Below are 26,137 nucleotides of genomic sequence, written 5' to 3'. Positions count from 1 at the left end.
AGGCCGGGTAAGGCGTAGCCGCCACCCGGCAAAAGGCTACGGCTTGGTCGCAATCAACACCGCACGCATCGGGGCCGGATAGCCTTCGATGGTTTTGCTGTGGTCGGCCGGGTCGAGGAACTGCTCCAGCGATTCGGTGATCATCCAGTCGGTGCGGCGCTGCTCCTCGAGTGACGTCACGCTGACGTCGGCAATCCGCACGTCCACAAAGCCGCACTTCTCCAGCCAGTTCTTCAGCGCCAGCGCGGAAGGGATGAAGTAAACGTTGCGCATCTGCGCGTAGCGATCGCCCGGCACCAGAACGGCGTGCTCATCGCCCTCAATCACCAGCGTTTCCAGCACCAGCTCGCCGCCGCTGACCAGCTGATCCTTCAGCTGCCACAGGTGCTCAAGCGGGGAGCGACGGTGATACAGCACGCCCATAGAGAAGACGGTATCAAACGCCTTCAGGGCCGGGAGCTGCTCAATACCCAGCGGCAGCAGGTGCGCGCGCTGGTCGTTACCCAGCAGCTTGCGCACCGCTTCAAACTGGCACAGGAACAGCTGCATCGGGTCGATGCCGACCGCCAGATGCGCGCCCGCGCCAATCATGCGCCACATGTGGTAACCGCTGCCGCAGCCCACGTCCAGAATGGTGCGACCGGTCAAATCGGACAGATGAGGCAGAACGCGATCCCATTTCCAGTCCGAGCGCCATTCGGTGTTGATATTCACCCCGTAGAGCGAGAACGGCCCTTTGCGCCACGGCATCAGGTTACGCATCAGCGTTTCGATGCGGTTGATCTGCCCGGCCGGGAGCGCTTCTTCGCTCTCGGCGGTGACGCTGTGCAGAAGATCCAGACGATGCGGGGTCAGCTCCGGCAGATACTCCACCGCATTTGACCACTGCTTTAACAGGCCGTGCTGCTGATCGCGCTGCCAGGCGGCAATCTGCGCGGGCAGGGTTTCCAGCCAGTGGGAGAGGTGGTTTTTGGCAATCAGCTGATAGAAGTTGCTGAATTCGATCATGCCGCGTCCCCCGCCTTCAGCGCCACCAGAGAGCCAAAGTTAAAGCACTGGAACCACAGCTCGCTGTGCTCAAACCCGGCTTTGCTCAGGCGCGCCTTGTGGGTTTCCACGGAATCCGTCAGCATCACGTTTTCGAGCATGCTGCGCTTCTGGCTGATCTCCAGCTCGCTGTAGCCGTTCGCCCGCTTGAAGTCGTGGTGCATGTTGAACAGCAGTTCGCCAACCTCGTCATCTTCAAAGCTGAATTTCTCTGAGAGCACCAGCGCGCCGCCGGGGTTCAGCCCCTGATAAATTTTGTCCAGCAGCAGCTGGCGGTCTTCCGGCACCAGGAACTGCAGGGTGAAATTCAGCACCACCATCGACGCGTTGTGAATCTCGATCTCGCGAATATCGCCTTCCACCACGTCCACCGGAACAGGGGCTTTATAGGCGTCAATATGGCGACGGCAGCGCTCAACCATCGCCGGGGAGTTATCGACGGCAATGATGCGGCAGCCTTCGTGGTGAATATTACGACGAACCGACAGCGTTGCCGCGCCGAGCGAGCAGCCCAGGTCATAGACCTGCGTGCCGGGTTGAACGAAGCGCTCAGCCAGCATGCCGATCATAGAGATAATATTGGAGTAACCGGGAACAGAGCGCTGGATCATATCCGGGAAGACTTCGGCTACCCGTTCATCGAAGGTCCAGTCGCCCAGGCTGGCGATAGGCGCGGAAAAAAGCGTGTCGCGATCTGACATAACGTAAAAATCCGGGAAAAATAAAGTGGCGTATTGTGCGCTAATGAAGGGAGAAAACCAACTCCCACGGCATATACCAGAGGTTAGCCAGCACCATCAGCAAAAGCGAACACCAGGTCGCGCTCATGCCGGAACGACGCCAGCGGATTAACCGATGGTGAAAGCCGTAATAATGCATCAGGCGGCCAGCGATAAGAAGCAGGCCACAGAGGTGCACCATCCAGGTTTCTGCGCCATTCATCTCCATAAACAGCAGCAGGATTAAGGCTGCGGGGATATATTCGACCGCGTTGCCGTGAATGCGGATAGCGCTTTGCAGCTCTGAAAATCCGCCGTCACCGTAAGCGACGCGGTAGAGCGTTCTGAGGCGCACAACATCAAATGAAAACTTAATCAGCAGTAATGCACCTAACACCGCATACAGCGCGCTGACCATACAAACTCCCTGTTTTTGGCAGATGGCACTTCACTATGATAGGGGGTGATATCAGAAAAGAGAAGATTGTTGTGGGATGGCAGGGGCGCTGCCCACGGACGGCACCGCGGCCTGCAAGGCCTGCCACAGAGCATCGACCAGTTCGGGCGCCTGGGCGATATCCGGCGTGTGCAAAAAGAGATACGGCGTGGTGGCGTGTTCCCATTTCGCTAATGTTTGCAGCCAGACGGCGAACATCGCCTGATTTTGCTGCATGTTATCGCTGCCGATAAACCTGACCATCGGGTTCTGCGCGGTCACAACGGCGTGGACCGGCACCTTCGGTTTTTTACGCTGCGCTTCAACGATGGCTTCGCTGTGGGGAACAGCGCTGTGCACCGGGCGGCTATCAAGGATAACGCGGTTAACGGCACGCTCACGCAGGCCGCGGTTGAGCGCTTTTTCTGCTTCGCCCTTCGCAAAAAATTCAGCATGCCTGACCTCCACGCCGTAGGTAAACTCGCGGGGCAGGGCATCCAGGAACTGCCAGAGCGCGGGCAAATCGCGCGGGCCAAACGTGGCGGGTAGCTGGATCCAGTACTGACCGATGCGGTTCGCCAGCGGCGACATGCGCGCAAAAAATTCTTCGGTCAAATCTCCGCAGTTACGCAGCGCGGCGTTATGGGAAATGGTCGCCGGGAACTTGAAGCAGAAGCGGAAATCGTCCGTCGTTTGCGCCCGCCAGCGTTCGACAATCTCGGCTTTGGGCAGCGCGTACAGGGTGGTATTACCCTCGACACAGTTGAAGTGTCGGGCATACTCCTCAAGGCTGGTGATGCCCAGGCGCACCCATTTCGGGTGCGCCCACTGGGGAAGGCCCACGTACATCATAGCGCGCGGACAATCTCATCCGTGCTGCGCACGCGGCCGATGCGCGGGAAGATATGGGTCATGCTGCCCTGATGCTGTTCCGCGGAGGCCGCGCTGCAGGCATCTTCGGCAATCACCAGATTAAAGCCCAACTCCCACGCGTTGCGGGCGGTAGACTCCACGCCGATGTTGGTGGAAATGCCGCACAGAATGATGGTGTCGATACCGCGACGGCGGAGCTGTAATTCCAGATCGGTTCCGTAGAAGGCGCCCCACTGGCGTTTCGTCACTTCGATGTCGCTGTCGCGTTTACCGAGTGCGGCCGGGTACGTCCACCAGTTTTCCGGCAGGGCATGGGCAGGCGCCTGGGCGTCCACGGGCTGTTTTAACGCCTCGGCGAAATCCGCAGACCAGCCGACGCGCACCATGACAACAGGCGCACCGTTGGCACGACAGGTTTCCGCCAGGCGAGCGGCGCGGCTAACCACGTCAGCCGCGGTATGAGGGCCGCCGGCAAAGGGCAGAATGCCTTCCTGTAAATCAATCACGACAAGCGCGGTTTTACTGGCATCAAGTGTTAACATCGTTACTCCCGTTAAATGAATCACTTCCGGACACCATACGATGTGATGGCCTGTTCCTGGGCGGATAATTTTGTTAATTTTTGTGAGAATACGCAATAAGCGTGCAGCAAACGAGCGTCAGAGCGCGCTTCACTCTTATCGTCCGGCGGAATTTCCAGTATAATAGCCGCCTTTTTTCATCCAGTTGTGACATACAGAAAGCTGCGACATAGTAGCCTGCATACCAGGCGACATTTAGCCTGCGGCTAATTAAGGGATATCTCATGCGTACAGAATATTGCGGGCAGCTGCGTCAGTCCCACGTCGGACAGCAGGTGACCCTGTGTGGTTGGGTCAATCGTCGTCGTGATCTTGGTAGCCTTATCTTCATCGATATGCGCGACCGCGAAGGTATCGTTCAGGTGTTCTTCGATCCAGACCGCGCAGATGCGTTGAAGCTGGCCTCTGAACTGCGTAATGAGTTCTGCATTCAGGTCACCGGCACCGTGCGTGCGCGTGACGAGAAAAACGTTAACGCCGACATGGCGACGGGCGCCATTGAAGTGCTGGCGTCCGATCTGGTTATCATCAACCGTGCAGAAGCGCTGCCGCTGGACTCCAACCACGTCAACACCGAAGAAGCGCGTCTGAAATACCGCTACCTGGATCTGCGTCGCCCGGAAATGGCTCAGCGCCTGAAAACCCGCGCGAAAATCACCAGCCTGGTGCGTCGCTTTATGGATGACCACGGTTTCCTCGATATCGAAACCCCGATGCTGACCAAAGCCACGCCGGAAGGCGCGCGCGATTACCTGGTCCCATCCCGCGTCCATAAAGGCAAATTCTACGCGCTGCCGCAGTCTCCACAGCTGTTCAAACAGCTGCTGATGATGTCCGGCTTCGATCGCTACTATCAAATCGTTAAGTGCTTCCGCGACGAGGACCTGCGCGCTGACCGCCAGCCAGAATTTACCCAGATTGATGTGGAAACCTCCTTCATGACCGCCGAGCAGGTGCGTGAGGTGATGGAAGCGCTGGTGCGCAGCCTGTGGAACGACGTGAAAGGCGTCGAGCTGGGCGATTTCCCGATCATGACCTTCGCCGAAGCCGAGCGTCGCTACGGCTCCGACAAACCAGACCTGCGTAACCCGATGGAGCTGGTGGACGTAGCAGACCTGGTGAAAGCCGTTGAGTTTGCCGTGTTTGCGGGCCCGGCTAACGATCCGAAAGGCCGCGTGGCGGCCCTGCGCGTGCCGGGCGGTGCAGCCCTGAGCCGCAAGCAGATCGACGACTACGGCAACTTCATCAAGATCTACGGCGCGAAAGGTCTGGCCTATATTAAAGTGACCGAGCGTGCGAAAGGTCTGGAAGGCATTACCAGCCCGGTTGCGAAATTCCTGAACGCAGAGATCGTGGAAGCCATCCTTGAGCGCACCGGCGCGCAGGACGGCGACATGATCTTCTTCGGCGCGGACAACAAGAAGGTCGTTGCCGATGCGATGGGCGCGCTGCGTCTGAAGCTCGGCAAAGATCTGAGCCTGACCGACGAAACCAAATGGGCGCCGCTGTGGGTTATCGACTTCCCGATGTTTGAAGACGACGGCGAAGGCGGCCTGACCGCGATGCACCACCCGTTCACCTCGCCAAAAGAGATGACGGCGGCAGAGCTGAAAGCGTCTCCGGAAGAAGCGGTTGCGAATGCTTACGACATGGTGATTAACGGCTACGAAGTAGGCGGCGGTTCCGTGCGTATTCACAGCGGTGAAATGCAGCAGACCGTGTTCGGTATCCTGGGCATCAACGAGCAGGAGCAGCGCGAGAAGTTCGGCTTCCTGCTGGACGCCCTGAAATACGGTACGCCGCCGCATGCGGGTCTGGCGTTCGGCCTTGACCGTCTGACCATGCTGCTGACCGGCACCGATAACATCCGTGACGTTATCGCCTTCCCGAAAACCACTGCCGCAGCGTGTCTGATGACCGAAGCGCCAAGCTTTGCCAACCCGGCCGCTCTGGCCGAGCTGGGCATTGAAGTGGTGAAGAAGGAAGAGAAAAACTGATATGACATATAAGCTCCCCGTTTCGGTCCTGGTGGTCATTTATGCAGAAGACACGAAGCGGGTGCTGATGTTGCAGCGGCGCGATGACCCTGAATTCTGGCAGTCGGTTACCGGCAGTCTGGAGGAGGGGGAGACCGCGCCGCAGGCCGCCGCGCGTGAAGTAAAGGAAGAGGTCGCCATTGACGTTGCCCGCGAGCAACTGACCCTGAAGGACTGTCAGCGCACGGTGGAGTTTGAAATTTTTAGCCATTTACGTCATCGCTACGCGCCGGGTACCGAGCGCAATACGGAGTCGTGGTTCTGTCTCGCGCTCCCCCATGAACGGGAGATCGTGTTTACCGAACACCTGACCTACCGCTGGGTGAATGCGGCGGACGCCGCCGCACTGACCAAGTCGTGGAGCAACCGGCAGGCGATTGAAGAATTTGTAATTAACGCTGCCTGAGAAGGCGCGATTTTTGGAGAACTTTTTATGGCAGGTCATAGTAAGTGGGCCAACACCAAACACCGTAAAGCGGCACAGGATGCCAAACGCGGTAAAATCTTTACCAAAATCATTCGCGAGCTGGTGACAGCAGCGCGTCTGGGCGGCGGCGACCCGGCGTCTAACCCGCGTCTGCGCGCGGCGGTGGATAAAGCGCTGTCTAACAACATGACGCGTGACACCCTGAACCGTGCCATCGCACGCGGCGTGGGCGGTGATGAAGACGCGAACATGGAAACCATTATTTATGAAGGTTACGGCCCTGGCGGTACGGCGGTGATGGTTGAGTGTCTGTCCGACAACCGTAACCGTACCGTTGCCGAAGTGCGTCACGCGTTCACCAAAACCGGTGGCAACCTGGGTACCGACGGTTCTGTAGCTTATCTGTTCAGCAAAAAAGGCGTCATCTCCTTCGAGAAGGGCGACGAAGATGCGATCATGGAAGCGGCGCTGGAAGCCGGTGCCGAAGACGTCGTGACCTTCGACGACGGTGCAATCGACGTCTACACCGCGTGGGAAGAGATGGGTGCCGTGCGCGATGCGCTGGAAGCCGCAGGTCTGAAAGCGGACAACGCTGAAGTCTCAATGATCCCGTCCACCAAAGCGGACATGGATGCGGAAACGGCACCGAAACTGCTGCGTCTGATCGACATGCTCGAAGACTGCGACGACGTGCAGGAAGTGTATCACAACGGTGAAATCTCTGATGAGGTTGCAGCGACTCTCTGATGAGAGCGTATAAGCCGTTTACGGGAGACGCGTGATGTCGATTATTCTCGGGATTGACCCAGGCTCACGCGTCACCGGTTATGGCGTTATCCGTCAGGTGGGACGCCAGTTAACCTACCTGGGCAGTGGCTGTATTCGCACTAAAGTCGACGATCTGCCGTCGCGCCTGAAGCTTATCTATGCGGGCGTGTCGGAGATCATCACCCAGTTTCAGCCGGACTATTTCGCCATCGAGCAGGTCTTTATGGCGAAAAACGCCGACTCGGCGCTCAAGCTCGGTCAGGCGCGCGGCGTCGCCATTGTCGCTGCGGTGAACCAGGATTTGCCGGTATTTGAATATGCGGCAAGGCAGGTCAAGCAGACGGTGGTGGGTATTGGTAGCGCGGAAAAAAGCCAGGTGCAGCACATGGTGCGTACCCTGCTGAAGCTTCCCGCGAACCCCCAGGCCGACGCCGCCGACGCGCTGGCGATTGCGATCACCCACTGCCACGTCAGCCAGAACGCGATGCAAATGAGCGAGTCGCGGCTCAATCTGGCGCGAGGCAGGTTACGATAATGACAAATCAGGCTGGATAAACATCCAGCCTTTTTTTATTATGTCGCAAGTCAAAAAATTTCCAGAACGCAGGAGCGTCACGTGATAGGCAGACTTAGAGGCATCATCATTGAAAAACAACCCCCGTTAGTGCTGCTGGAAGTGGGTGGCGTGGGCTATGAAGTCCATATGCCAATGACCTGCTTCTACGAGCTGCCGGACGCGGGCAAAGAGGCGATTGTCTTTACTCAGTTTGTGGTGCGTGAAGATGCTCAGCTGCTGTACGGCTTCAACAACAAACAGGAACGCACCCTGTTTCGCGAGCTAATTAAAACCAACGGCGTGGGGCCAAAGCTGGCGCTGGCGATCCTGTCCGGCATGTCTGCGCCACAGTTTGTGAATGCCGTTGAGCGTGAAGATCCTGCGGCGCTGATTAAGCTTCCTGGCATCGGCAAGAAAACGGCAGAGCGCCTGATTGTGGAGATGAAGGACCGCTTCAAAGGCCTGCATGGGGATCTGTTCACTCCGGCGGCCGATCTGGTGCTGACCTCGCCGGGTGCGCCTGCGACGGATGATGACGCCGAGCAGGAAGCGGTTGCCGCGCTGGTGGCGCTGGGCTATAAACCTCAGGAGGCGAGCCGTATGGTGAGCAAAATCGCCAAACCGGACGCCAGCAGTGAAACCCTGATTCGCGAAGCGCTGCGCGCTGCATTGTGAGGTAAAGGATGATTGAAGCAGACCGCCTGGTGTCGGCAGGCACAATTCAGGCAGAAGACGTGGTGGATCGCGCGATTCGCCCAAAGCTGCTTGATGAGTATATCGGCCAGCCGCAGGTTCGTTCCCAGATGGAGATTTTTATCCAGGCGGCAAAGCTGCGCGGCGATGCGCTCGATCACCTGCTGATTTTTGGCCCGCCGGGCTTAGGAAAAACCACCCTGGCAAATATCGTCGCCAATGAAATGGGCGTCAACCTGCGCACCACCTCCGGTCCGGTGCTGGAGAAGGCGGGCGATCTCGCGGCGATGCTGACCAACCTCGAGCCGCATGACGTGCTGTTTATCGATGAGATCCACCGCCTGTCACCGGTGGTGGAGGAAGTGCTCTATCCGGCGATGGAAGATTACCAGCTGGATATCATGATCGGCGAAGGGCCGGCCGCGCGCTCCATCAAGATCGATCTGCCGCCGTTTACCCTGATTGGCGCCACCACCCGCGCAGGATCGTTGACCTCTCCGCTGCGCGACCGTTTCGGTATCGTGCAGCGCCTCGAGTTTTACCAGGTAGCGGATCTCCAGCATATCGTTGGCCGAAGCGCCCGCTATATGGGGCTGGAAATGAGCGAAGAGGGCGCGTTTGAAGTAGCGAAGCGTTCCCGCGGTACGCCGCGTATCGCCAACCGCCTGCTGCGCCGCGTGCGTGACTTTGCCGAAGTGAAGCACGATGGCTCGATTTCCGCCGACATCGCCGCCCAGGCGCTGGATATGCTGAACGTCGATGCCGAAGGCTTTGACTATATGGACCGCAAGCTGCTGCTGGCGGTGCTGGATAAGTTCTTTGGCGGCCCGGTCGGGCTGGATAACCTGGCGGCGGCAATTGGGGAAGAGCGCGAGACAATTGAGGACGTGCTGGAGCCGTATCTGATCCAACAGGGCTTCCTGCAGCGCACGCCGCGTGGCCGTATGGCAACGGTGCGGGCGTGGAATCATTTCGGCATTACGCCACCGGCAATGCCGTAAATAATGCCGGGTGACGGCTACGCCTTACCCGGCCTACAATTTGGTCTTCGTAGCCCCGGTAAGCGAAGCGCCACCGGGGACATACCCGCTACTGCGCGGTCTTCTTCATCATGCTGAAGATAAACAGCACCGCCGCACTGAGCACCACGGACGGCCCCGCAGGCGTGTCGTAGAACGCCGAGAAGGTTAACCCCCCCGTTACCGCAATCATGCCGACAATCACGGCCACACCGGCCATCTGCTCAGGGGTACGGGCAAAACGACGCGCCGTAGCGGCAGGGATGATCAGCAGCGAGGTAATAATCAGCGCCCCGACAAACTTCATCGCCACGCCAATGGTTAACGCCGTCACCAGCATCAGCAGCAGCTTAACCCGCTGCAGCTTCACGCCGTCGACAAAGGCCAGGTCGGGGCTAACGGTCATTGCCAGCAGGTTACGCCACTGCCAGAGCAGAATAGCGAGTACCACCAGTACGCCAATGGCGATAGCGATAAGATCTTCCGGCGTCACGGCCAGCAGGTCACCGAAGAGGTAGGCCATCAGATCCACGCGGATGTTCGACATCAGGCTGACCACAACAAGGCTCAGCGACAGGGCGCTGTGCGCCATAATGCCAAGCAGCGTATCAATGGCGAGGTGAGGGCGCTTTTCGAGCCAAACCAGCCCGGCCGCCAGCAGCAGCGTGACGACAATGACCGCGTAGAACGGGTTAACGTTCAGCAGCAGGCCAAACGCCACGCCCAGCAGCGACGCGTGCGCCAGAGTATCGCCGAAGTAAGACATTCTGCGCCATACCACAAACGAGCCGAGCGGGCCCGCGGCGCAGGCAAGCATAATCCCGGCCAGCCAGCCGGGCAGTAACAGTTCAATCATGAGTGTCCGTTTCCCCGACGCAGTACGATTCGTCCCTGCAAATCATGGCGATGATTATGATGATGGCGGTAAATGCCGAGCTGCTCAGCGCCGCGAGGGCCGAACATAGAGATAAATTCCGGGTGCATTGACACCACTTCTGGCGTGCCGGAGCAGCAGATATGGTGGTTGAGACACAGCACTTCGTCGGTTTTGGCCATCACCAGATGGAGATCGTGGGACACCATCAGCACCGCGCAATCAAGCTCGCGACGCAGCTGGTCGATCAGGTCATAAAGCGCAACCTGTCCATTCACATCCACACCCTGAGTCGGCTCATCCAGCACCAGCAGCTGCGGGCTGCTGAGCAGGGCGCGGGCGAGCAAAACGCGCTGCGTTTCACCGCCGGACAGTTTTTGCAGCGGCGCATCGACAAGATGGCCCGCCTGCACGCGCTTCAGCGCGGGGAGAATATCCGCTTTCCGCGTGCCGGGGCGCAGGCGCAAAAAACGGCTGACCGTAAGCGGCAGCGTGGCGTCGAGGTGCAGTTTTTGCGGCACATAGCCGATACGCAGTTTTTCCTCGCGCTTGATCACACCTTCGTCGGGGGCGACCAGACCCAGCACAACGCGCACTAGCGTGGATTTGCCCGCGCCATTAGGGCCGAGCAGCGTCAGAATTTTTCCTGGCTTCAGATCGAGCGACACGTCAGAGAGGACGCGGCGCTGGCCAAATGAGACCGAAATATTTTCAAGAGAAACCAATGTCGTCATGTCATTTTAAGCTTGAAGAAGTCAACGAATGTTATAATATCACATTCCACGCATTCACTACGATGATTAGTCGCATTATGTTACATAAAAATACGCTTCTTTTCGCAGCATTATCCGCTGCCTTTTGGGGTACAACCGCACAAGATGTTAACGCTGCGGTTGTCGCTTCGCTTAAACCACTTGGCTTCATCGCGTCGGCCATTTCCGACGGGGTAACGGAAACCCAGGTCCTGCTCCCGGATGGGGCATCCGAGCATGACTATTCCCTGCGTCCGTCAGACGTAAAGCGCTTAAAAAACGCGGACTTAGTCGTCTGGATTGGTCCGGAAATGGAAGCGTTTATGCAGAAGTCAGCAAAACAGGTGGCGGGTGAAAAACAGGTTGCGATTGCCGAACTCCCCGGCGTGAAACCGTTGCTCATGAAAGGGGCGGATGACGACGGTGACGAACATGACCATCATGCTGCTGAGGGTGAAAAAGGTGATGGCGATCACCATCACGGCGAGTACAACATGCATCTTTGGTTATCCCCAGAGATAGCGCGGCTTTCAGCGGTTGCAATCCATGACAAATTAGTGGAACTTATGCCGCAAAGTCGAGCCAGGCTTGACGCCAACCTGAAGGATTTTGAGGCACAATTAGCCGCAACCGATAAGCAGGTGGGTAATGAGCTCGCACCGCTGAAAGGTAAAGGGTATTTCGTTTTTCATGACGCCTACGGCTATTACGAAAAACACTACGGTTTGACCCCGCTGGGGCACTTTACCGTCAACCCTGAAATTCAGCCTGGTGCGCAGCGTTTACATGAAATCAGAACACAGCTGGTTGAGCAAAAAGCGACATGCGTTTTTGCTGAGCCACAGTTCAGGCCAGCGGTCGTAGAAGCCGTGGCCAGGGGAACGTCCGTGCGCATGGGAACCCTTGACCCGCTAGGTACGAATATCCAGTTGAGCAAAGCGAGCTATTCGCAGTTCCTCAGCCAACTGGCGAACCAGTATGCGAGCTGCCTGAAAGGAGATTAACGAGGAAGTGAATACGTGCAACAGATAGCCCGCTCTGTCGCCCTGGCATTTAACAATCTGCCTCGACCCCACCGCGTTATGCTGGGGTCGCTTACAGTACTCACCTTAGCGGTCGCCGTCTGGCGGCCCTATGTTTACCACCCGAGTTCTGCCCCTATCATCAAAACCATTGAGCTTGAAAAGAGCGAAATCCGTTCTTTACTGCCTGAAGCCAGTGAGCCTATCGACCAGGCCGCTCAGGAAGATGAAGCCATCCCGCAGGATGAGCTGGACGATAAAACCGAGAACGAAGCGGGTATTCACGAATACGTGGTGTCTACCGGCGATACCCTGAGCAGCGTCCTGAACCAGTACGGCATCGACATGGGCAATATCAGCCAGCTGGCGGCGGCAGATAAAGATCTGCGTAACCTGAAAATCGGGCAGCAGCTCTCCTGGACATTAACGGCCGATGGGGATCTGCAGCGTCTGACCTGGGAAATGTCCCGCCGCGAAACCCGCACCTACGATCGCACTGCAAACGGTTTCAAGATGACCAGCGAAATGCAGAAGGGCGACTGGGTGAACAGCGTTCTGAAGGGCACCGTGGGCGCGAGCTTTGTCTCCAGCGCGCGCGATGCAGGCCTCACCAGCGCTGAAATCAGTTCGGTGATCAAAGCCATGCAGTGGCAGATGGATTTCCGCAAGCTGAAGAAGGGCGATGAGTTCTCCGTCCTGATGTCCCGCGAAATGCTGGACGGCAAGCGCGAGCAGAGCCAGCTGCTGGGCGTGCGTCTGCGCTCTGAGGGCAAAGATTACTACGCGATTCGTGCCGAAGACGGTAAGTTCTACGACCGCAGCGGTACGGGCCTTGCAAAAGGCTTCCTGCGCTTCCCAACGGCGAAACAGTTCCGCGTCTCCTCCAACTTTAACCCGCGTCGTCTGAACCCGGTCACCGGGCGCGTCGCGCCGCACCGTGGCGTGGACTTTGCTATGCCGCAGGGTACGCCGGTACTGGCGGTTGGGGATGGTGAAGTGGTGGTGGCCAAACGGAGCGGAGCCGCCGGATACTATGTAGCGGTACGTCATGGCCGTACCTACACGACCCGCTATATGCACCTGCGTAAGCTGCTGGTCAAACCGGGACAGAAGGTGAAGCGGGGCGACCGTATCGCGATCTCCGGCAATACCGGACGTTCTACCGGCCCGCACCTGCACTATGAAGTGTGGATCAACCAGCAGGCAGTCAACCCGCTGACGGCAAAACTGCCGCGCACCGAAGGCCTGACGGGTAAAGATCGTACTGATTATCTGGCGCAGGTGAAAGAGGTGATTCCGCAGCTGAGCCTGAACTAAGCCCTCTGTTTTTGTTAACAAAGCCGGCGCACACTGACGCCGGCTTTTTCTTTTGTGCGTGGACGGCTGCCTCGCTACACTATCTGAATAAAATTTTGCGTCATCAGACCCTGGATCCAGCATGGAAACTAAAAAAAACAATATTGAATACATTCCTGAGTTTGAAAAATCCTTCCGCCATCCGCGAAACTGGGGCGCCTGGCTTGGTGTTTACGCCTTTGCGGGGATGGCGTTACTGCCTGCCCCTGTCCGCGATCCTGTCCTGGGTAAAATTGGCCGCCTGGCCGGACGCTTAGGCAAGAGCGCCCGCCGTCGCGCGCAGATCAACCTCTACTACTGTTTTCCTGAAAAAAGCGACGCCGAGCGCGAGGCAATCATTGATGAGATGTATACCACCGCGCCGCAGGCCATGGCGATGATGGCGGAACTGGCGCTGAAGGGGCCGGATAAAATCGTCGATCGCGTTAACTGGAAAGGGTTGGACATCATCGAGGAGATGCGCCGCAATGACGAGAAAGTCATTTTCCTTGTCCCCCACGGCTGGGGGGTTGATATCCCGGCGATGCTGATGGCCTCTCAGGGCCAGAAAATGGCGGCGATGTTCCATAATCAGGGAAATAAAATCTACGATTTTGTCTGGAATACGGTGCGCCGCCGTTTTGGCGGACGCTTGCATGCGCGTAACGACGGCATTAAGCCCTTCATTCAGTCGGTTCGTCAGGGGTACTGGGGCTACTATCTGCCGGATCAGGACCACGGCCCTGAGCACAGCGAGTTTGTTGACTTCTTTGCGACCTATAAAGCGACGCTTCCCGCGATTGGCCGCCTGATGAAAGTCTGCCGTGCCCGCGTCATCCCGCTGTTCCCGGTCTATGACGGCAAAACGCATCGCCTGAGTATTGAGGTTCGTCCGCCGATGGACGATCTGCTTACCGCGGACGACCACACCATCGCGCGTCGAATGAACGAAGAGGTGGAGATCCTGGTGGGGCCGCATGCCGAACAGTACACGTGGATTCTGAAGCTGCTTAAAACGCGCAAACCGGGTGAAACAGAGCCCTATAAACGCAAAGAGCTTTATCCGCGGAAATAAAAAAACACCCCTCACCCTGTCCCTCTCCCCATAGGGGAGAGGGGATCGCAGATGTACCGGTATTATTCGACTGTGAGTACGCGGGTGGTGTTGGTTGAGCCGATGGTGCTCATCACATCGCCCTGGGTCACGATGACGATATCACCGGACACCAGATAGCCTTTGTCGCGCAGCAGGTTGACGGCATCGTGCGCGGCAGCTACGCCGTCATTGGTGCTGTCGAAGTGAACCGGCGTCACGCCGCGGTACAGCGCAGTCAGGTTGAGGGTACGTTCGTGACGTGACATGGCGAAGATCGGCAGACCGGAGCTGATACGCGAGGTCATCAGCGCGGTGCGGCCAGATTCGGTCATGGTGATGATCGCGGTAACGCCTTTAAGATGGTTTGCCGCGTACATTGCAGACATCGCAATCGCTTCTTCCACGTTGTCGAACTGCACGTCCAGACGGTGTTTTGAAACGTTGATGCTTGGGATCTTTTCAGCGCCCAGACAAACGCGCGCCATCGCGGCCACGGTTTCTGCCGGATACTGGCCCGCGGCGGTTTCCGCAGAGAGCATCACCGCATCGGTACCGTCCAGCACGGCGTTTGCCACGTCCATGACTTCTGCACGGGTTGGCATGGGGTTGGTGATCATCGATTCCATCATCTGAGTGGCGGTGATCACCGCGCGGTTCAGCTGACGCGCGCGACGAATCAGCGCTTTCTGGATGCCGACCAGCTCAGGGTCGCCAATCTCAACGCCCAGGTCACCGCGCGCAACCATCACCACGTCAGAGGCGAGGATCACGTCGTCCATGGCATCCTGATCGCAAACGGCTTCCGCGCGTTCAACTTTGGCGACGATTTTGGCATCGCAGCCTGCATCACGCGCCAGGCGACGGGCATAGTTCAGGTCTTCGCCGCAGCGCGGGAAGGAGACGGCCAGATAGTCAACGCCAATCTGCGCGGCAGTCACGATGTCCGCTTTGTCTTTATCGGTAAGCGCTTCGGCAGAGAGACCGCCACCCAGCTTGTTGATGCCCTTATTGTTGGAGAGCGGGCCGCCGACGGTCACTTCGGTGAACACTTTCATGCCCTGAACTTCCAGCACCTTCAGCTGCACGCGACCGTCGTCGAGCAGCAGGATATCGCCAGGCACCACGTCGGCCGGCAGGCCTTTATAGTCAATACCGACTTTCTCTTTATCGCCTTCGCCTTTGCCCAGGTTGGCATCCAGCAGGAATTTGTCGCCGATATTGAGGAAAACTTTACCCTCTTTAAAGGTCGATACGCGGATTTTTGGACCCTGCAAATCGCCGAGGATAGCAACGTGGCGGCCCAGTTTTGCTGCGATTTCACGCACTTTGTCGGCACGTAATTTATGGTCTTCTGGCGTACCGTGAGAGAAGTTCATGCGCACCACGTTGGCGCCGGCGGCGATAATTTTCTCAAGATTATTATCGCGATCGGTGGCCGGGCCTAAGGTGGTTACGATCTTGGTTCTGCGAAGCCTTCTGGACATGTAATACTCCGTTGACTGAAACAACTTTGGTGTTGCGTGAACATTGAATCGGCCTTCATCTGCTGCAAGGCAGCGGAGAGTGGGCCGAATGCCGTAAATCGTTACATCGTAATTATTGGTTACGTCTTCGTTATCAACTATCAGGGAACATCGCTCTTTATAAGCAATTCTTTATCAAAACGCGATTCCTTCAGCGCTTCCTTGACCCGCTTCAAGTTATCCCGGAATTTTGCCCCCCGACGTAAGGTAAAACCGGTTGCCAGCACGTCAATCACCGTAAGCTGCGCCAGACGTGAGACCATCGGCATATAAATGTCGGTGTCTTCCGGCACGTCGAGGGTGATCGCCAGCGTTGCCTCCCGCGCCAGTGGCGTGCCTGCCGTGGTGAGGGCAATGACCATGGCATCGTTTTCACGGGCCAGCTGGGCCAGCTCGACCTGACTCTTGGTGCGGCCGGTATGCGAAATCAGCACCACGACGTCATCTTCACTGCAATTCATACAGCTCATGCGTTGCAAGACAATGTCATCGGAATAAATTACCGGGACGTTGAAGCGGAAAAATTTGTTCATGGCGTCATGCGCCACGGCGGCCGACGACCCGAGACCAAAGAACGCAATCCGCTTGGCCTGGGTGAGGAGGTCCACCGCACGATTCACGGAAATCATGTCCAGAGACTGACGGACGTGGTCAAGCGAAGCCATAGCCGATTCAAAAATTTTCGCGGTATAGGCATCAACGCTGTCGTCTTCATCCACATTACGATTAACATAAGGGGTGCCGTTAGCCAGACTTTGTGCCAGATGCAGTTTAAAATCAGGAAAGCCGCGCGTTTCCAGACTGCGGCAAAAGCGATTAACGGTCGGTTCGCTCACACCCGCTTCCTGTGCCAGAGCGGCGATGCTTGAATGAATCGCCTGAGCGGGGGAGGCAAGAATGACCTCGGCCACTTTTCGCTCGGATTTGCTAAGGTGTTCCAGTTGAAACTGGATTTTTTCCAGCATGTTCATGTTAACGGGACGCTCATGGGTGTAAACGATTTCATAAATGGATGAAAGCGTGATTCGATTTAGCCGATATTACCCTTGTGGCTTCCATAAAGGGTAATATTCGACAAGATAATGTTGTTGTTTTTTTTCATAACTTGATCGGTGTCGGGTTTTGCTGTGACGCTGTTGCGCAAAGAAACGACGGTTGTTGCGTCATTGCGCCGTCGTAATCCTCCAGAGGGGGAAAAATCGCGGTATCGCACGCGACGATAAGCGCTAATGGTTTCGGGAATGACGTAAAAGCAGTACAGTGCATTGTAATAAAATTACAACGATACCTGGCAGAAGTACCAGGTGATCCAACTGAGGAGAATGACATGGCGGTAACGCAAACAGCCCAGGCATGTGACCTGGTCATTTTCGGCGCGAAAGGCGATCTTGCACGCCGAAAATTGCTGCCTTCCCTGTATCAACTGGAGAAAGCGGGCCAAATTCACCCGGATACCCGCATCCTGGGCGTAGGGCGCGCCGACTGGGACAAGGACGCTTATACCAAAGTCGTCCGCGAGGCGCTCGAAACTTTCATGAAGGAAAAAATTGATGAAAGTTTGTGGGATACCCTGAGCGGACGTCTTGATTTCTGCAACCTGGACGTCAATGACGTCAGCGCGTTTAGCCGCCTGGGCGCGATGCTGGACCAGAAAAATCGTGTCACCATTAACTATTTCGCCATGCCGCCAAGCACCTTTGGCGCCATCTGCAAAGGTCTCGGCGAAGCCAAACTGAACGCCAAACCGGCGCGCGTTGTGATGGAGAAACCGCTGGGTACCTCTCTGGCAACTTCGCGTGAAATCAACGACCAGGTGGGCGAGTTCTTTGAAGAGTGCCAGGTTTACCGTATCGACCACTATCTCGGTAAAGAGACGGTGCTGAACCTGCTGGCGCTGCGTTTTGCGAACTCCCTGTTCGTGAATAACTGGGACAACCGCACTATCGACCACGTGGAAATCACCGTGGCGGAAGAGGTGGGGATTGAAGGTCGCTGGGGTTACTTTGACCAGGCCGGTCAGATGCGCGACATGATCCAGAACCACCTGCTGCAAATTCTGTGCATGATTGCCATGTCTCCGCCGTCCGATCTGACGGCGGACAGCATCCGCGACGCCAAAGTGAAGGTGCTGAAGTCGCTGCGCCGCATCGACCGCTCCAACGTGCGCGAGAAGACCGTCCGCGGTCAGTACACCGCCGGGTTTGCGCAGGGCAAGAAAGTGCCTGGCTACCTGGAAGAAGAGGGCGCGAACAAGTCCAGCAATACCGAAACGTTCGTGGCGATCCGCGTGGATATCGACGACTGGCGCTGGGCGGGCGTGCCGTTTTACCTGCGTACCGGTAAACGTCTGCCGACCAAATGTTCCGAAGTTGTCGTCTACTTCAAAAACCCGGAACTGAACCTGTTCAAAGAGTCCTGGCAGGAGCTGCCGCAGAACAAACTGACCATTCGTCTGCAGCCGGACGAAGGCGTGGATATCCAGATCCTGAACAAAGTGCCGGGCCTGGATCATAAACACAACCTGCAGACCACCAAGCTGGATCTGAGCTACTCCGAAACCTTCAACCAGACGCACCTGGCCGATGCTTACGAGCGTCTGCTGCTGGAAACCATGCGCGGTATCCAGGCGCTGTTCGTGCGCCGCGATGAAGTGGAAGAGGCGTGGAAGTGGGTCGACTCCATCACCGAAGCCTGGGCTGCCGATCAGGATGCGCCAAAACCGTATCAGGCGGGTACCTGGGGGCCGGTCGCGTCGGTGGCAATGATCACCCGCGATGGCCGCTCCTGGAACGAGTTTGAGTAAGATAATCCGCTAGCCCGAAAGTGTTATTTTACCGGTAACATGATCTAACACAGCTAGTGGAATAATATTTAAATTTTAAGCTCCGCGTGGATTCACCCGCGGAGCTTTTTTTATTACACTGCCGGAAGTGATTTTGCCCCTGAGCTCCGGACAGCAAGCGTTTCAGCGTTGTTAACAACTGCCAGCGACTTTGTAAACTCCCGAGCCCGGACAGATAAATGAGAGGAGCTTTTATGAATCCGACATTGTTACGCGTAACACAGCGCATTATCGAGCGCTCGAAAGAGACCCGTTCGGCCTACCTCGCCCGGATTGAACAGGCGAAGACCAACACCGTACATCGCTCGCAGCTGGCCTGCGGGAACCTGGCGCACGGTTTCGCCGCCTGCCAGCCTGACGATAAAGCGTCGCTGAAAAGCATGTTGCGTAACAATATCGCCATCATTACCGCCTATAACGATATGCTCTCCGCGCACCAGCCCTATGAGGTCTACCCGGATATCATCCGTAAAGCGCTGCACAGCGTGAATGCGGTCGGCCAGGTGGCGGGTGGCGTACCCGCTATGTGCGACGGCGTGACGCAGGGGCAGGACGGTATGGAGCTCTCCCTGCTAAGCCGCGAAGTGATTGCCATGTCCGCGGCGGTGGGCCTGTCGCACAACATGTTTGATGGCGCGCTGTATCTCGGCGTGTGCGACAAAATTGTCCCGGGCCTGGTGATGGCGGCGCTGTCGTTTGGCCATCTGCCTGCGATCTTCGTGCCGTCAGGCCCCATGGCGAGCGGCCTGCCGAACAAAGAAAAGGTGCGTATCCGCCAGCTGTACGCGGAAGGGAAGGCAGACCGCCAGGCGCTGCTGGAGGCGGAAGCCGCGTCCTACCATGCGCCGGGAACCTGTACGTTCTACGGTACGGCCAACACCAACCAGATGGTGGTGGAGTTCATGGGGATGCAGCTTCCGGGCTCATCCTTTATCCAGCCTGACGCGCCGCTGCGCAAGGCGCTGACCGAGGCTGCGGCCCGTCAGGTGACGCGTCTGACCGGCAACGGCAACGAATGGATGCCGATGGGCAAAATGGTCGATGAAAAAGTCATCGTTAACGGGATTGTCGCCCTGCTGGCCACCGGCGGGTCGACCAACCACACCATGCACCTGGTGGCCATGGCGCGTGCGGCGGGCATTCTGATTAACTGGGATGATTTCTCCGAGATCTCATCCGTGGTGCCGCTGATGGCGCGCCTGTACCCGAACGGCCCGGCGGACATCAACCACTTCCAGGCCGCAGGCGGCGTACCGCTGCTGATGCGCGAGCTGCTGAAAGGCGGTTTGCTGCATGAAGACGTGAACACCGTGGCCGGCTTTGGCCTGCAGCGCTACACCCAGGAGCCGTGGCTGAACAACGGCGAGCTGGACTGGCGTGAGGGCGCGAGCGCGTCGCTTGATGCGCAGGTTATCGCCACCATCGACAAACCGTTCTCTCCTCACGGCGGCACCAAAGTGCTCAGCGGCAACCTTGGTCGCGCGGTGATGAAGACCTCTGCCGTACCGGAAGAGAACCAGATTATTGAAGCGCCGGCGGTGGTGTTTGAAAGCCAGCACGACGTATTACCCGCCTTTGACGCGGGTCTGCTCGATAAAGACTGCGTGGTGGTGGTGCGTCATCAGGGGCCGAAAGCCAACGGGATGCCAGAATTACATAAACTTATGCCACCACTTGGTGTATTATTGGACCGCCGTTTCAAAATTGCGTTAGTGACCGATGGACGCCTCTCGGGCGCATCCGGCAAAGTGCCTTCCGCTATCCACGTGACGCCGGAAGCCTACGACGGCGGTTTGCTGGCGAAAGTGCGCGACGGCGATATGATCCGCGTGAACGGCCAGACGGGCGAGTTAACCCTGCTGGTCGATGACGCCGAGCTGGCGGCACGTAAGCCCCATATTCCTGACCTGAGCGCCTCGCGCGTGGGGACCGGACGCGAAATGTTCAGCGCGCTGCGTGAGAAACTCTCCGGCGCGGAGCAGGGCGCAACCTGTATGACGTTTTAAGACGACTTGATTTTAACGATCTGGCGAGAGAGAACTCTGATGAAAAACTGGAAAACAAGTGCAGAAGCAATCCTGACCACGGGCCCTGTCGTGCCGGTTATTGTGGTAAACAAGCTGGAGCACGCTGTACCGATGGCGAAAGCGCTGGTTGCGGGCGGCGTTCGCGTTCTGGAAGTGACCCTGCGCACCGCCTGCGCGATGGACGCGATTCGCGCGATTGCCAAAGAAGTGCCGGACGCTATCATCGGTGCAGGTACCGTAACGAACGCAAAACAGCTGGCTGAAGTGACCGAAGCGGGCGCGCAGTTTGCCATCAGCCCGGGTCTGACCGAGTCGCTGCTGAAGGCGGCCACCGAAGGCACTATTCCGCTGATCCCGGGCATCAGCACCGTTTCTGAACTGATGCTGGGCATGGACTACGGTCTGAAAGAGTTCAAGTTCTTCCCGGCGGAAGCGAACGGCGGCACCAAAGCGCTCCAGGCGATTGCCGGTCCCTTCTCACAGGTACGCTTCTGCCCGACGGGCGGTATCTCGCCTGCCAACTACCGTGACTACCTGGCGCTGAAAAGCGTGCTGTGCATCGGTGGCTCATGGCTGGTTCCGGCCGATGCGATGGAAGCGGGCGACTGGGATCGCATCACCAGACTGGCTCGCGAAGCGGTGGAAGGCGCGAAGCAGTAAGCTATTCGTCGCATGAAAAACGGGCCTTTCGGCCCGTTTTTTTATCCTGCTACCTTGATGCTCGCAGCGGCCGCTTTTGCTCTCGCCACGGCGTCGTCCACGCTCTCCCCGGTGGCTAATGCCACGCCAAGACGGCGGGTTCCGTCGATCTCCGGCTTGCCGAATAGACGTACCTGCAACCCGGCACCCACCGCCGCGTCGACGTTAGCAAACGTGACGTTCTGGCTGGCAAGCTGCGGCAGGATCACCGCCGAGGCGGCCGGGCCGTACTGACGAATACCGCCGACGGGCAGGCCGAGGAACGCGCGCACGTGCAGGGCGAACTCGGAGAGATCCTGCGAAATCAGCGTGACCATGCCGGTGTCATGCGGGCGCGGGGAGACTTCGCTGAAAATCACCTCATCTCCGCACACGAACAGCTCCACGCCGAACAGGCCATGGCCGCCCAGTGCCAGAACGGTTTTACGGGCGATGGCCTGCGCACGCTCCAGCGCCAGGGCGCTCATCTGCTGCGGCTGCCAGGACTCGCGGTAATCGCCATCCTCCTGGCGGTGGCCAATCGGATCGCAGAAATGGACGCCGTCAACGGCGCTGACGGTCAGCAGGGTGATCTCGAAATCAAACTTCACGACGCCTTCAACGATGACGCGACCGGCTCCGGCGCGGCCACCCTGCTGGGCATAATCCCACGCCTTGTCCAGGGTGCTGCTGTCGCGGATAAAGCTCTGGCCTTTTCCGGAGGAGCTCATCACCGGCTTAACGATGCACGGGTAGCCAATCTCCTCTACCGCCTTCAGAAACGCGGCTTTATCGCCCGCAAAACGGTAGCCTGAGGTGGGTAGCCCCAGCTCTTCCGCCGCCAGGCGGCGAATGCCTTCGCGGTTCATGGTCAGCTTTGCGGCTTTCGCGCAGGGCACCACGCGCTGGCCTTCCTGCTCCAGGGCGATCAGCGTATCGGTGGCGATGGCTTCTATCTCCGGCACGACAAAATCGGGTTTCTCACGCGTAATCAGGTCGCGAAGGGCATCACCATCGAGCATGTTAATTACATACGCGCGGTGGGCGACATGCATGGCGGGCGCATCGGCGTAGCGGTCAACGGCAATCACTTCCACGCCTAAACGCTGACACTCAATAGCGACCTCTTTTCCCAGCTCGCCCGATCCCAACAGCATCACTCGCGTCGCCGCAGATCGCAGCGCGGTTCCTAAACGAATCATAACAATCCCCCTGAAAAAGTTGCGCGCAGTATAAACGAAAACGTTTGCGTCTGTCTTGTACGCGGCTACGTGCGGGGGTAAGAAATTTGCGCTTCTTTAGCCCGTCCAGACATTTCCTGACGCCTGCTCGCTTACGCTGTGGAACATGTTCACCGTTAAGTGAGGGAAACCATGTCTGGCTGGCTAAATCAACTGCAATCCCTGTTAGGGCAGAAAACATCCTCTTCCGGCGAGCGGGACCTCAGCAAGCTGCTGGTACCCGGAGCGCTCGGCGGGCTGGCAGGCCTGCTGGTCGCGAATAAATCCTCGCGCAAGCTGCTGGCAAAGTATGGCACGGGCGCGCTGCTGGCCGGCGGGGGCGCCATCGCGGGCACCGTTCTGTGGAATAAATACAAGGACAGGGTTCGGACCGCGCACAGCGATGAACCGCATTATGGCGAGCACACCTCGCCGCTGGATCTGCGTACCGAACGGCTCATTAAGGCGCTGGTTTTTGCCGCGAAAAGTGACGGTCATATTGACGATAAAGAACGCTCGGCGATCGAGCAGCAGCTGCGCGAGGCCGGTGTTGAAGAGAAGGGCAGAGCGCTGGTGGCGCAGGCCATCGAGCAGCCGCTCGATCCCCAGCGCCTGGCGCAAAGCGTGAATAATGAGGAAGAGGCGCTCGAACTCTATTTCCTCAGCTGCGCCGCTATCGATATCGATCACTTTATGGAGCGAAGCTACCTTAACGCCCTCGGCGACGCGCTGAAGATCCCTCAGGACGTGCGCGAGGGCATTGAGCGGGATATTCGGGAACAAAAACAGGCGCTACAGGGCTAGCCTTCGCCGTTGCGACCCGGTTTCGCTTGCATCATGCGTGGGTTTTGCCAACCTTATAGGGTGTAAAACTTAAAAGAAAGATGACATGCCACCGAAAGCCCGACGTATTCCTTATGCGATCGCCACGCATGGCGATACGCGTATAGACAACTATTACTGGCTGCGGGACGATTCGCGCTCCCGGCCAGAGGTGCTCGACTACCTGCACGAGGAAAACGACTATGGCCGCAGGGTCATGTCCAGCCAGCAGACGCTGCAGGATCGGCTGCTGAATGAGATGGTGCAGCGCGTTCCCCAGCGCGATATCTCGGCACCATGGACTAAAAACGGCTATCGCTATCGCCATATTTACGAGCCCGGCAACGAGTATCCCATCTACCAGCGTCAGTCGGTGCTCAGCGCCGAATGGGATGCGTGGGATATTCTGCTGGATGCCAACCAGCGCGCCGCCCACAGCGAGTTTTATACCCTGGGCGGCATGTCCATTTCGCCGGATAACGCGGTGATGGCGCTGGCGGAGGACTATCTCTCCCGCCGCCAGTACGGCCTGCGTTTTCGTAATCTGGACACCGGCAACTGGTATCCGGAAATGCTGGAAAACGTCTCTCCGGATTTTGTCTGGGCCAATGATTCCGAGACGGTTTATTACGTTAAAAAGCACGCGTCAACGCTGCTGCCTTATCAGGTGTGGCGACATACCGTGGGAACGGACTCCGCTGACGACGAGCTGGTTTACGAGGAGAAAGACGAAACGTTTTATGTCAGCCTGCATAAAACCTCCTCTCGCCACTATGTGATTATCTTCCTTTCCAGCGCGACGACCTCGGAAGTTCTGCTGCTGGATGCCGAACTGCCCGACGCCCAGCCGCTCTGCTTCCTGCCGCGCCGCAAGGATCACGAGTACAGCCTGGATCACTTCCAGCACAGCTTTTATCTGCGCTCGAATCGCGAGGGGAAAAACTTTGGTCTCTATAAAACCAAGGTGCGCGACGAGCGCAAGTGGGAGGTGCTTATTCCCGCGCGGGATCAGGTGATGCTTGAAGGGTTTACCCTGTTTACCGACTGGCTGGTGGTGGAAGAGCGCCAGCGCGGACTGACCAGTATCCGGCAAATCAACCGTAAAACGCGCGAAGTGGTGGGGATTGCGTTCGACGACCCGGCCTACGTGACGTGGATTGGCTTTAACCCTGAGCCCGAATCGTCGCGTTTGCGCTACGGCTACTCGTCCATGACCACGCCGGACACCCTGTTCGAGCTGGACATGGATACCGGGCAGCGCCAGGTGATTAAGCAGACCGAGGTCAAAGGTTTTGAGTCTGAAAACTACCGCAGCGAGCACCTGTGGGTCACCGCCCGCGACGGCGTCGAGGTTCCCGTCTCGCTCGTCTACCATAAGGCCCATTTCCAGAAAGGGAAAAACCCGATCCTGGTCTACGGCTACGGCTCCTACGGCTCAAGCATGGACGCCGATTTCAGCAGCAGCCGATTAAGCCTGCTCGACCGCGGCTTTGTTTTCGCCATCGCCCATATTCGCGGCGGCGGTGAGCTGGGGCAGCACTGGTATGAAGACGGGAAATTCCTGAAAAAGAAAAACACCTTTAATGACTATCTCGACGTCTGCGATGCGCTGATTGAGCAGGGCTATGGCGATCCGCAGCTCTGCTTTGGCATGGGCGGCAGCGCGGGCGGCATGCTGATGGGGGTGGCTATCAACCAGCGTCCAGACCGCTTCAAGGGGATTGTCGCGCAGGTGCCGTTTGTCGATGTGGTGACGACCATGCTCGATGAGTCCATTCCGCTGACCACCGGGGAGTTTGAAGAGTGGGGGAATCCACAGGATGAGATTTATTATCGCTATATGAAGGATTACAGCCCGTACGACAACGTGGAGGCGAAAGCCTACCCGCACATGCTGGTCACCACCGGTCTGCATGATTCTCAGGTGCAGTACTGGGAGCCGGCAAAATGGGTGGCAAAACTGCGGGAGCTGAAAACCGATGATAACCTGCTGTTGCTCTGTACCGATATGGACTCCGGTCACGGCGGGAAATCGGGGCGATTTAAATCCTACGAAGGGGTGGCCCTGGAATATGCCTTTTTGATAGGCCTGGCGCAGGGCACGCTGCCAGGCCGTGCGGAGCGTTAGGCTTCGCCCAGATAGTGCTTCAGCGTCAGGCGCAGCTCCGGGCTCATTCTGTCGAGGTTGTTATACAGCCAGCGCAGATAGCCCGGATCCTTATCCGCCACCTCGGACACCGGCTTCCCGCGATATTTACCAAAGGTAAAGGTGGTCAGCAGCGCGGGACGACCGGTGATTGTCGCCATATCATCCGGCGTCCAGCCAGAGGTATTCATAATATCAATCAGCAACGCGGCGGTGATATAACAGTCATACAGGGCACGGTGATGGTGAAGCCCCTCAGGGGTGCGGACGCTGAGCTTGCGGGACTTGTACAGCGCCATGTTACTGTATTTAATCCCCGGCCAGAGGCGGCGCGCCAGCTTCATGGTACAAATCCATTCCCCCGGCATTTCAGGCAACACGCGGCGATCGAAACTGGCGTTATGCGCGACGTACCACGGGCTACCGTAGTAGTGGGGAATGATCTCTTCGATCCACGGCTTATCCGCCACCATCGATTCGGTAATGCGATGGATAGCCATTGCCTGAGGGCTGATGGGGCGATCGGGACGCACCAGATGGCTCATTGGGTTGACGATTTTACCATCAACCACGTCGACAGAGGCCACTTCCACAATTCCGCCCTGAAGATCGCAAGTTTCGGTATCGATGACGCGCAGCATTGAA

General features: G+C 57.7%; 25 protein-coding genes. 14 read left to right on the top strand and 11 right to left on the bottom strand.

Annotation, left to right across the window (positions count from 1 at the left end):
* Positions 1–36: 36 nt before the first annotated feature.
* The 5 genes from cmoB to ACMWKK_RS00705 are packed head-to-tail and all read right to left on the bottom strand — an operon-like array spanning position 37 to position 3,617.
* Complete coding sequence (gene cmoB, locus ACMWKK_RS00725) at positions 37–1,008, bottom strand: tRNA 5-methoxyuridine(34)/uridine 5-oxyacetic acid(34) synthase CmoB (RefSeq protein WP_112780806.1); 972 nt, start codon at positions 1,006–1,008, stop codon at positions 37–39.
* Positions 1,005–1,748 (bottom strand): carboxy-S-adenosyl-L-methionine synthase CmoA, encoded by a 744-nt coding sequence (cmoA, locus tag ACMWKK_RS00720; RefSeq protein ID WP_112780807.1) that lies wholly within the window; start codon positions 1,746–1,748, stop codon positions 1,005–1,007. The genes cmoB and cmoA overlap by 4 nt, the downstream gene beginning before the upstream one ends.
* Before the next feature lie 40 nt (positions 1,749–1,788).
* On the bottom strand, positions 1,789–2,184 hold the full coding sequence (locus tag ACMWKK_RS00715) for an MAPEG family protein (RefSeq protein WP_045326747.1): 396 nt from the start codon (positions 2,182–2,184) through the stop codon (positions 1,789–1,791).
* Between the two features lie 51 nt (positions 2,185–2,235).
* Complete coding sequence (locus ACMWKK_RS00710) at positions 2,236–3,054, bottom strand: DUF72 domain-containing protein (RefSeq protein ID WP_112780808.1); 819 nt, start codon at positions 3,052–3,054, stop codon at positions 2,236–2,238.
* Complete coding sequence (locus tag ACMWKK_RS00705) at positions 3,051–3,617, bottom strand: hydrolase (RefSeq protein ID WP_112780922.1); 567 nt, start codon at positions 3,615–3,617, stop codon at positions 3,051–3,053. Before ACMWKK_RS00705 ends, ACMWKK_RS00710 begins: the two co-directional genes overlap by 4 nt.
* A 263-nt stretch (positions 3,618–3,880) precedes the next feature.
* Here ACMWKK_RS00705 and aspS point away from each other — a divergent pair, with 263 nt between their 5' ends.
* From aspS to ruvB, 6 genes are all read left to right on the top strand, one after another.
* Positions 3,881–5,653, top strand: a complete 1,773-nt coding sequence (gene aspS / locus ACMWKK_RS00700; protein WP_112780809.1) for an aspartate--tRNA ligase — start codon at positions 3,881–3,883, stop codon at positions 5,651–5,653.
* Between the two features lies 1 nt (position 5,654).
* The gene (gene nudB, locus ACMWKK_RS00695; RefSeq protein WP_008500446.1) at positions 5,655–6,098 is read left to right on the top strand and encodes a dihydroneopterin triphosphate diphosphatase; all 444 of its coding nucleotides are present in this window, start codon (positions 5,655–5,657) and stop codon (positions 6,096–6,098) included.
* A 27-nt stretch (positions 6,099–6,125) separates the two neighbouring features.
* Entirely contained in the window at positions 6,126–6,866 is a 741-nt protein-coding gene (locus ACMWKK_RS00690) for a YebC/PmpR family DNA-binding transcriptional regulator (protein WP_008500447.1), read from the top strand.
* 34 nt (positions 6,867–6,900) lie between these two features.
* Positions 6,901–7,422 carry a crossover junction endodeoxyribonuclease RuvC gene (gene ruvC, locus ACMWKK_RS00685; protein WP_003859749.1) on the top strand — a complete coding sequence of 174 codons (522 nt, stop codon included), beginning with the start codon at positions 6,901–6,903 and terminating at the stop codon, positions 7,420–7,422.
* A gap of 81 nt (positions 7,423–7,503) precedes the next feature.
* Positions 7,504–8,118: a Holliday junction branch migration protein RuvA gene (gene ruvA, locus ACMWKK_RS00680; protein ID WP_023617042.1), complete on the top strand. Its 615-nt coding sequence runs from the start codon at positions 7,504–7,506 to the stop codon at positions 8,116–8,118.
* Positions 8,119–8,126: 8 nt separating this feature from the next.
* Positions 8,127–9,137, top strand: a complete 1,011-nt coding sequence (ruvB, locus tag ACMWKK_RS00675) for a Holliday junction branch migration DNA helicase RuvB (protein ID WP_112780810.1) — start codon at positions 8,127–8,129, stop codon at positions 9,135–9,137.
* Positions 9,138–9,225: 88 nt separating this feature from the next.
* Here ruvB and znuB read toward each other — a convergent pair whose 3' ends face one another.
* Both znuB and znuC read right to left on the bottom strand, forming a co-directional pair.
* A complete protein-coding gene (znuB, locus tag ACMWKK_RS00670; protein ID WP_406542732.1) occupies positions 9,226–10,011 on the bottom strand; it encodes a zinc ABC transporter permease subunit ZnuB in 786 nt (261 codons plus the stop codon).
* Positions 10,008–10,763: a zinc ABC transporter ATP-binding protein ZnuC gene (gene znuC, locus ACMWKK_RS00665; RefSeq protein WP_023312233.1), complete on the bottom strand. Its 756-nt coding sequence runs from the start codon at positions 10,761–10,763 to the stop codon at positions 10,008–10,010. The genes znuB and znuC overlap by 4 nt, the downstream gene beginning before the upstream one ends.
* A gap of 77 nt (positions 10,764–10,840) precedes the next feature.
* On the opposite strand from znuC, the gene znuA reads away from it, so the two are divergent.
* The 3 genes from znuA (at position 10,841) to lpxM (ending at position 14,213) form a co-directional block, all read left to right on the top strand.
* Positions 10,841–11,785, top strand: a complete 945-nt coding sequence (znuA, locus tag ACMWKK_RS00660; RefSeq protein WP_139156902.1) for a zinc ABC transporter substrate-binding protein ZnuA — start codon at positions 10,841–10,843, stop codon at positions 11,783–11,785.
* Positions 11,786–11,800: 15 nt separating this feature from the next.
* On the top strand, positions 11,801–13,120 hold the full coding sequence (mepM, locus tag ACMWKK_RS00655) for a murein DD-endopeptidase MepM (protein WP_045326742.1): 1,320 nt from the start codon (positions 11,801–11,803) through the stop codon (positions 13,118–13,120).
* Positions 13,121–13,241: 121 nt separating this feature from the next.
* On the top strand, positions 13,242–14,213 hold the full coding sequence (lpxM, locus tag ACMWKK_RS00650) for a lauroyl-Kdo(2)-lipid IV(A) myristoyltransferase (RefSeq protein ID WP_112780812.1): 972 nt from the start codon (positions 13,242–13,244) through the stop codon (positions 14,211–14,213).
* Between the two features lie 62 nt (positions 14,214–14,275).
* Here the strand turns inward: lpxM and pyk are convergent, their stop codons facing one another.
* Complete coding sequence (gene pyk, locus ACMWKK_RS00645; protein ID WP_045326740.1) at positions 14,276–15,718, bottom strand: pyruvate kinase; 1,443 nt, start codon at positions 15,716–15,718, stop codon at positions 14,276–14,278.
* 140 nt (positions 15,719–15,858) lie between these two features.
* Positions 15,859–16,728 (bottom strand): MurR/RpiR family transcriptional regulator, encoded by an 870-nt coding sequence (locus ACMWKK_RS00640; protein WP_045326738.1) that lies wholly within the window; start codon positions 16,726–16,728, stop codon positions 15,859–15,861.
* Between the two features lie 356 nt (positions 16,729–17,084).
* On the opposite strand from ACMWKK_RS00640, the gene zwf reads away from it, so the two are divergent.
* The 3 genes from zwf (at position 17,085) to ACMWKK_RS00625 (ending at position 21,286) form a co-directional block, all read left to right on the top strand.
* Complete coding sequence (gene zwf, locus ACMWKK_RS00635) at positions 17,085–18,560, top strand: glucose-6-phosphate dehydrogenase (RefSeq protein WP_028013613.1); 1,476 nt, start codon at positions 17,085–17,087, stop codon at positions 18,558–18,560.
* A gap of 233 nt (positions 18,561–18,793) precedes the next feature.
* A complete protein-coding gene (gene edd / locus ACMWKK_RS00630) occupies positions 18,794–20,605 on the top strand; it encodes a phosphogluconate dehydratase (RefSeq protein WP_045326736.1) in 1,812 nt (603 codons plus the stop codon).
* A gap of 39 nt (positions 20,606–20,644) precedes the next feature.
* Positions 20,645–21,286, top strand: coding sequence for a bifunctional 4-hydroxy-2-oxoglutarate aldolase/2-dehydro-3-deoxy-phosphogluconate aldolase (locus ACMWKK_RS00625; protein WP_045326734.1), 642 nt, complete (start codon positions 20,645–20,647; stop codon positions 21,284–21,286).
* A gap of 41 nt (positions 21,287–21,327) precedes the next feature.
* Here ACMWKK_RS00625 and purT read toward each other — a convergent pair whose 3' ends face one another.
* Positions 21,328–22,506, bottom strand: coding sequence for a formate-dependent phosphoribosylglycinamide formyltransferase (purT, locus tag ACMWKK_RS00620; protein ID WP_112780813.1), 1,179 nt, complete (start codon positions 22,504–22,506; stop codon positions 21,328–21,330).
* Positions 22,507–22,677: 171 nt separating this feature from the next.
* Between purT and ACMWKK_RS00615 the strand changes: the two genes are divergently transcribed.
* Both ACMWKK_RS00615 and ptrB read left to right on the top strand, forming a co-directional pair.
* Positions 22,678–23,328 (top strand): tellurite resistance TerB family protein, encoded by a 651-nt coding sequence (locus ACMWKK_RS00615; protein ID WP_045326731.1) that lies wholly within the window; start codon positions 22,678–22,680, stop codon positions 23,326–23,328.
* Positions 23,329–23,413: 85 nt separating this feature from the next.
* Positions 23,414–25,474, top strand: a complete 2,061-nt coding sequence (gene ptrB, locus ACMWKK_RS00610) for an oligopeptidase B (protein ID WP_112780814.1) — start codon at positions 23,414–23,416, stop codon at positions 25,472–25,474.
* Here ptrB and exoX read toward each other — a convergent pair.
* A complete protein-coding gene (gene exoX / locus ACMWKK_RS00605) occupies positions 25,471–26,133 on the bottom strand; it encodes an exodeoxyribonuclease X (protein ID WP_045326728.1) in 663 nt (220 codons plus the stop codon). The two genes, ptrB and exoX, sit on opposite strands and share 4 nt — an antisense overlap.
* Between the last annotated feature and the right edge of the window lie 4 nt (positions 26,134–26,137).

This window comes from Enterobacter sp. 01-M-03-SI-ECC (assembly GCF_047530215.1).
Taxonomy (GTDB): Bacteria; Pseudomonadota; Gammaproteobacteria; order Enterobacterales; family Enterobacteriaceae; genus Enterobacter; species Enterobacter chengduensis.
Note: the sequence above shows the minus strand (reverse complement) of the source record. Positions and strands in the feature narration are given on the sequence as shown.

Excerpts from the sequence above, each read along its gene's own strand:
- cmoB (WP_112780806.1), bottom strand. The coding sequence starts at position 1,008 with ATGATCGAATTCAGCAACTTCTATCAGCTGATTGCCAAAAACCACCTC.
- cmoA (WP_112780807.1), bottom strand. The coding sequence starts at position 1,748 with ATGTCAGATCGCGACACGCTTTTTTCCGCGCCTATCGCCAGCCTGGGC.
- ACMWKK_RS00715 (WP_045326747.1), bottom strand. The coding sequence starts at position 2,184 with ATGGTCAGCGCGCTGTATGCGGTGTTAGGTGCATTACTGCTGATTAAG.
- ACMWKK_RS00710 (WP_112780808.1), bottom strand. The coding sequence starts at position 3,054 with ATGATGTACGTGGGCCTTCCCCAGTGGGCGCACCCGAAATGGGTGCGC.
- ACMWKK_RS00705 (WP_112780922.1), bottom strand. The coding sequence starts at position 3,617 with ATGTTAACACTTGATGCCAGTAAAACCGCGCTTGTCGTGATTGATTTA.
- aspS (WP_112780809.1), top strand. The coding sequence starts at position 3,881 with ATGCGTACAGAATATTGCGGGCAGCTGCGTCAGTCCCACGTCGGACAG.
- nudB (WP_008500446.1), top strand. The coding sequence starts at position 5,655 with ATGACATATAAGCTCCCCGTTTCGGTCCTGGTGGTCATTTATGCAGAA.
- ACMWKK_RS00690 (WP_008500447.1), top strand. The coding sequence starts at position 6,126 with ATGGCAGGTCATAGTAAGTGGGCCAACACCAAACACCGTAAAGCGGCA.
- ruvC (WP_003859749.1), top strand. The coding sequence starts at position 6,901 with ATGTCGATTATTCTCGGGATTGACCCAGGCTCACGCGTCACCGGTTAT.
- ruvB (WP_112780810.1), top strand. The coding sequence starts at position 8,127 with ATGATTGAAGCAGACCGCCTGGTGTCGGCAGGCACAATTCAGGCAGAA.
- znuB (WP_406542732.1), bottom strand. The coding sequence starts at position 10,011 with ATGATTGAACTGTTACTGCCCGGCTGGCTGGCCGGGATTATGCTTGCC.
- znuC (WP_023312233.1), bottom strand. The coding sequence starts at position 10,763 with ATGACGACATTGGTTTCTCTTGAAAATATTTCGGTCTCATTTGGCCAG.
- znuA (WP_139156902.1), top strand. The coding sequence starts at position 10,841 with ATGTTACATAAAAATACGCTTCTTTTCGCAGCATTATCCGCTGCCTTT.
- lpxM (WP_112780812.1), top strand. The coding sequence starts at position 13,242 with ATGGAAACTAAAAAAAACAATATTGAATACATTCCTGAGTTTGAAAAA.
- pyk (WP_045326740.1), bottom strand. The coding sequence starts at position 15,718 with ATGTCCAGAAGGCTTCGCAGAACCAAGATCGTAACCACCTTAGGCCCG.
- ACMWKK_RS00640 (WP_045326738.1), bottom strand. The coding sequence starts at position 16,728 with ATGAACATGCTGGAAAAAATCCAGTTTCAACTGGAACACCTTAGCAAA.
- zwf (WP_028013613.1), top strand. The coding sequence starts at position 17,085 with ATGGCGGTAACGCAAACAGCCCAGGCATGTGACCTGGTCATTTTCGGC.
- edd (WP_045326736.1), top strand. The coding sequence starts at position 18,794 with ATGAATCCGACATTGTTACGCGTAACACAGCGCATTATCGAGCGCTCG.
- ACMWKK_RS00625 (WP_045326734.1), top strand. The coding sequence starts at position 20,645 with ATGAAAAACTGGAAAACAAGTGCAGAAGCAATCCTGACCACGGGCCCT.
- purT (WP_112780813.1), bottom strand. The coding sequence starts at position 22,506 with ATGATTCGTTTAGGAACCGCGCTGCGATCTGCGGCGACGCGAGTGATG.
- ACMWKK_RS00615 (WP_045326731.1), top strand. The coding sequence starts at position 22,678 with ATGTCTGGCTGGCTAAATCAACTGCAATCCCTGTTAGGGCAGAAAACA.
- ptrB (WP_112780814.1), top strand. The coding sequence starts at position 23,414 with ATGCCACCGAAAGCCCGACGTATTCCTTATGCGATCGCCACGCATGGC.
- exoX (WP_045326728.1), bottom strand. The coding sequence starts at position 26,133 with ATGCTGCGCGTCATCGATACCGAAACTTGCGATCTTCAGGGCGGAATT.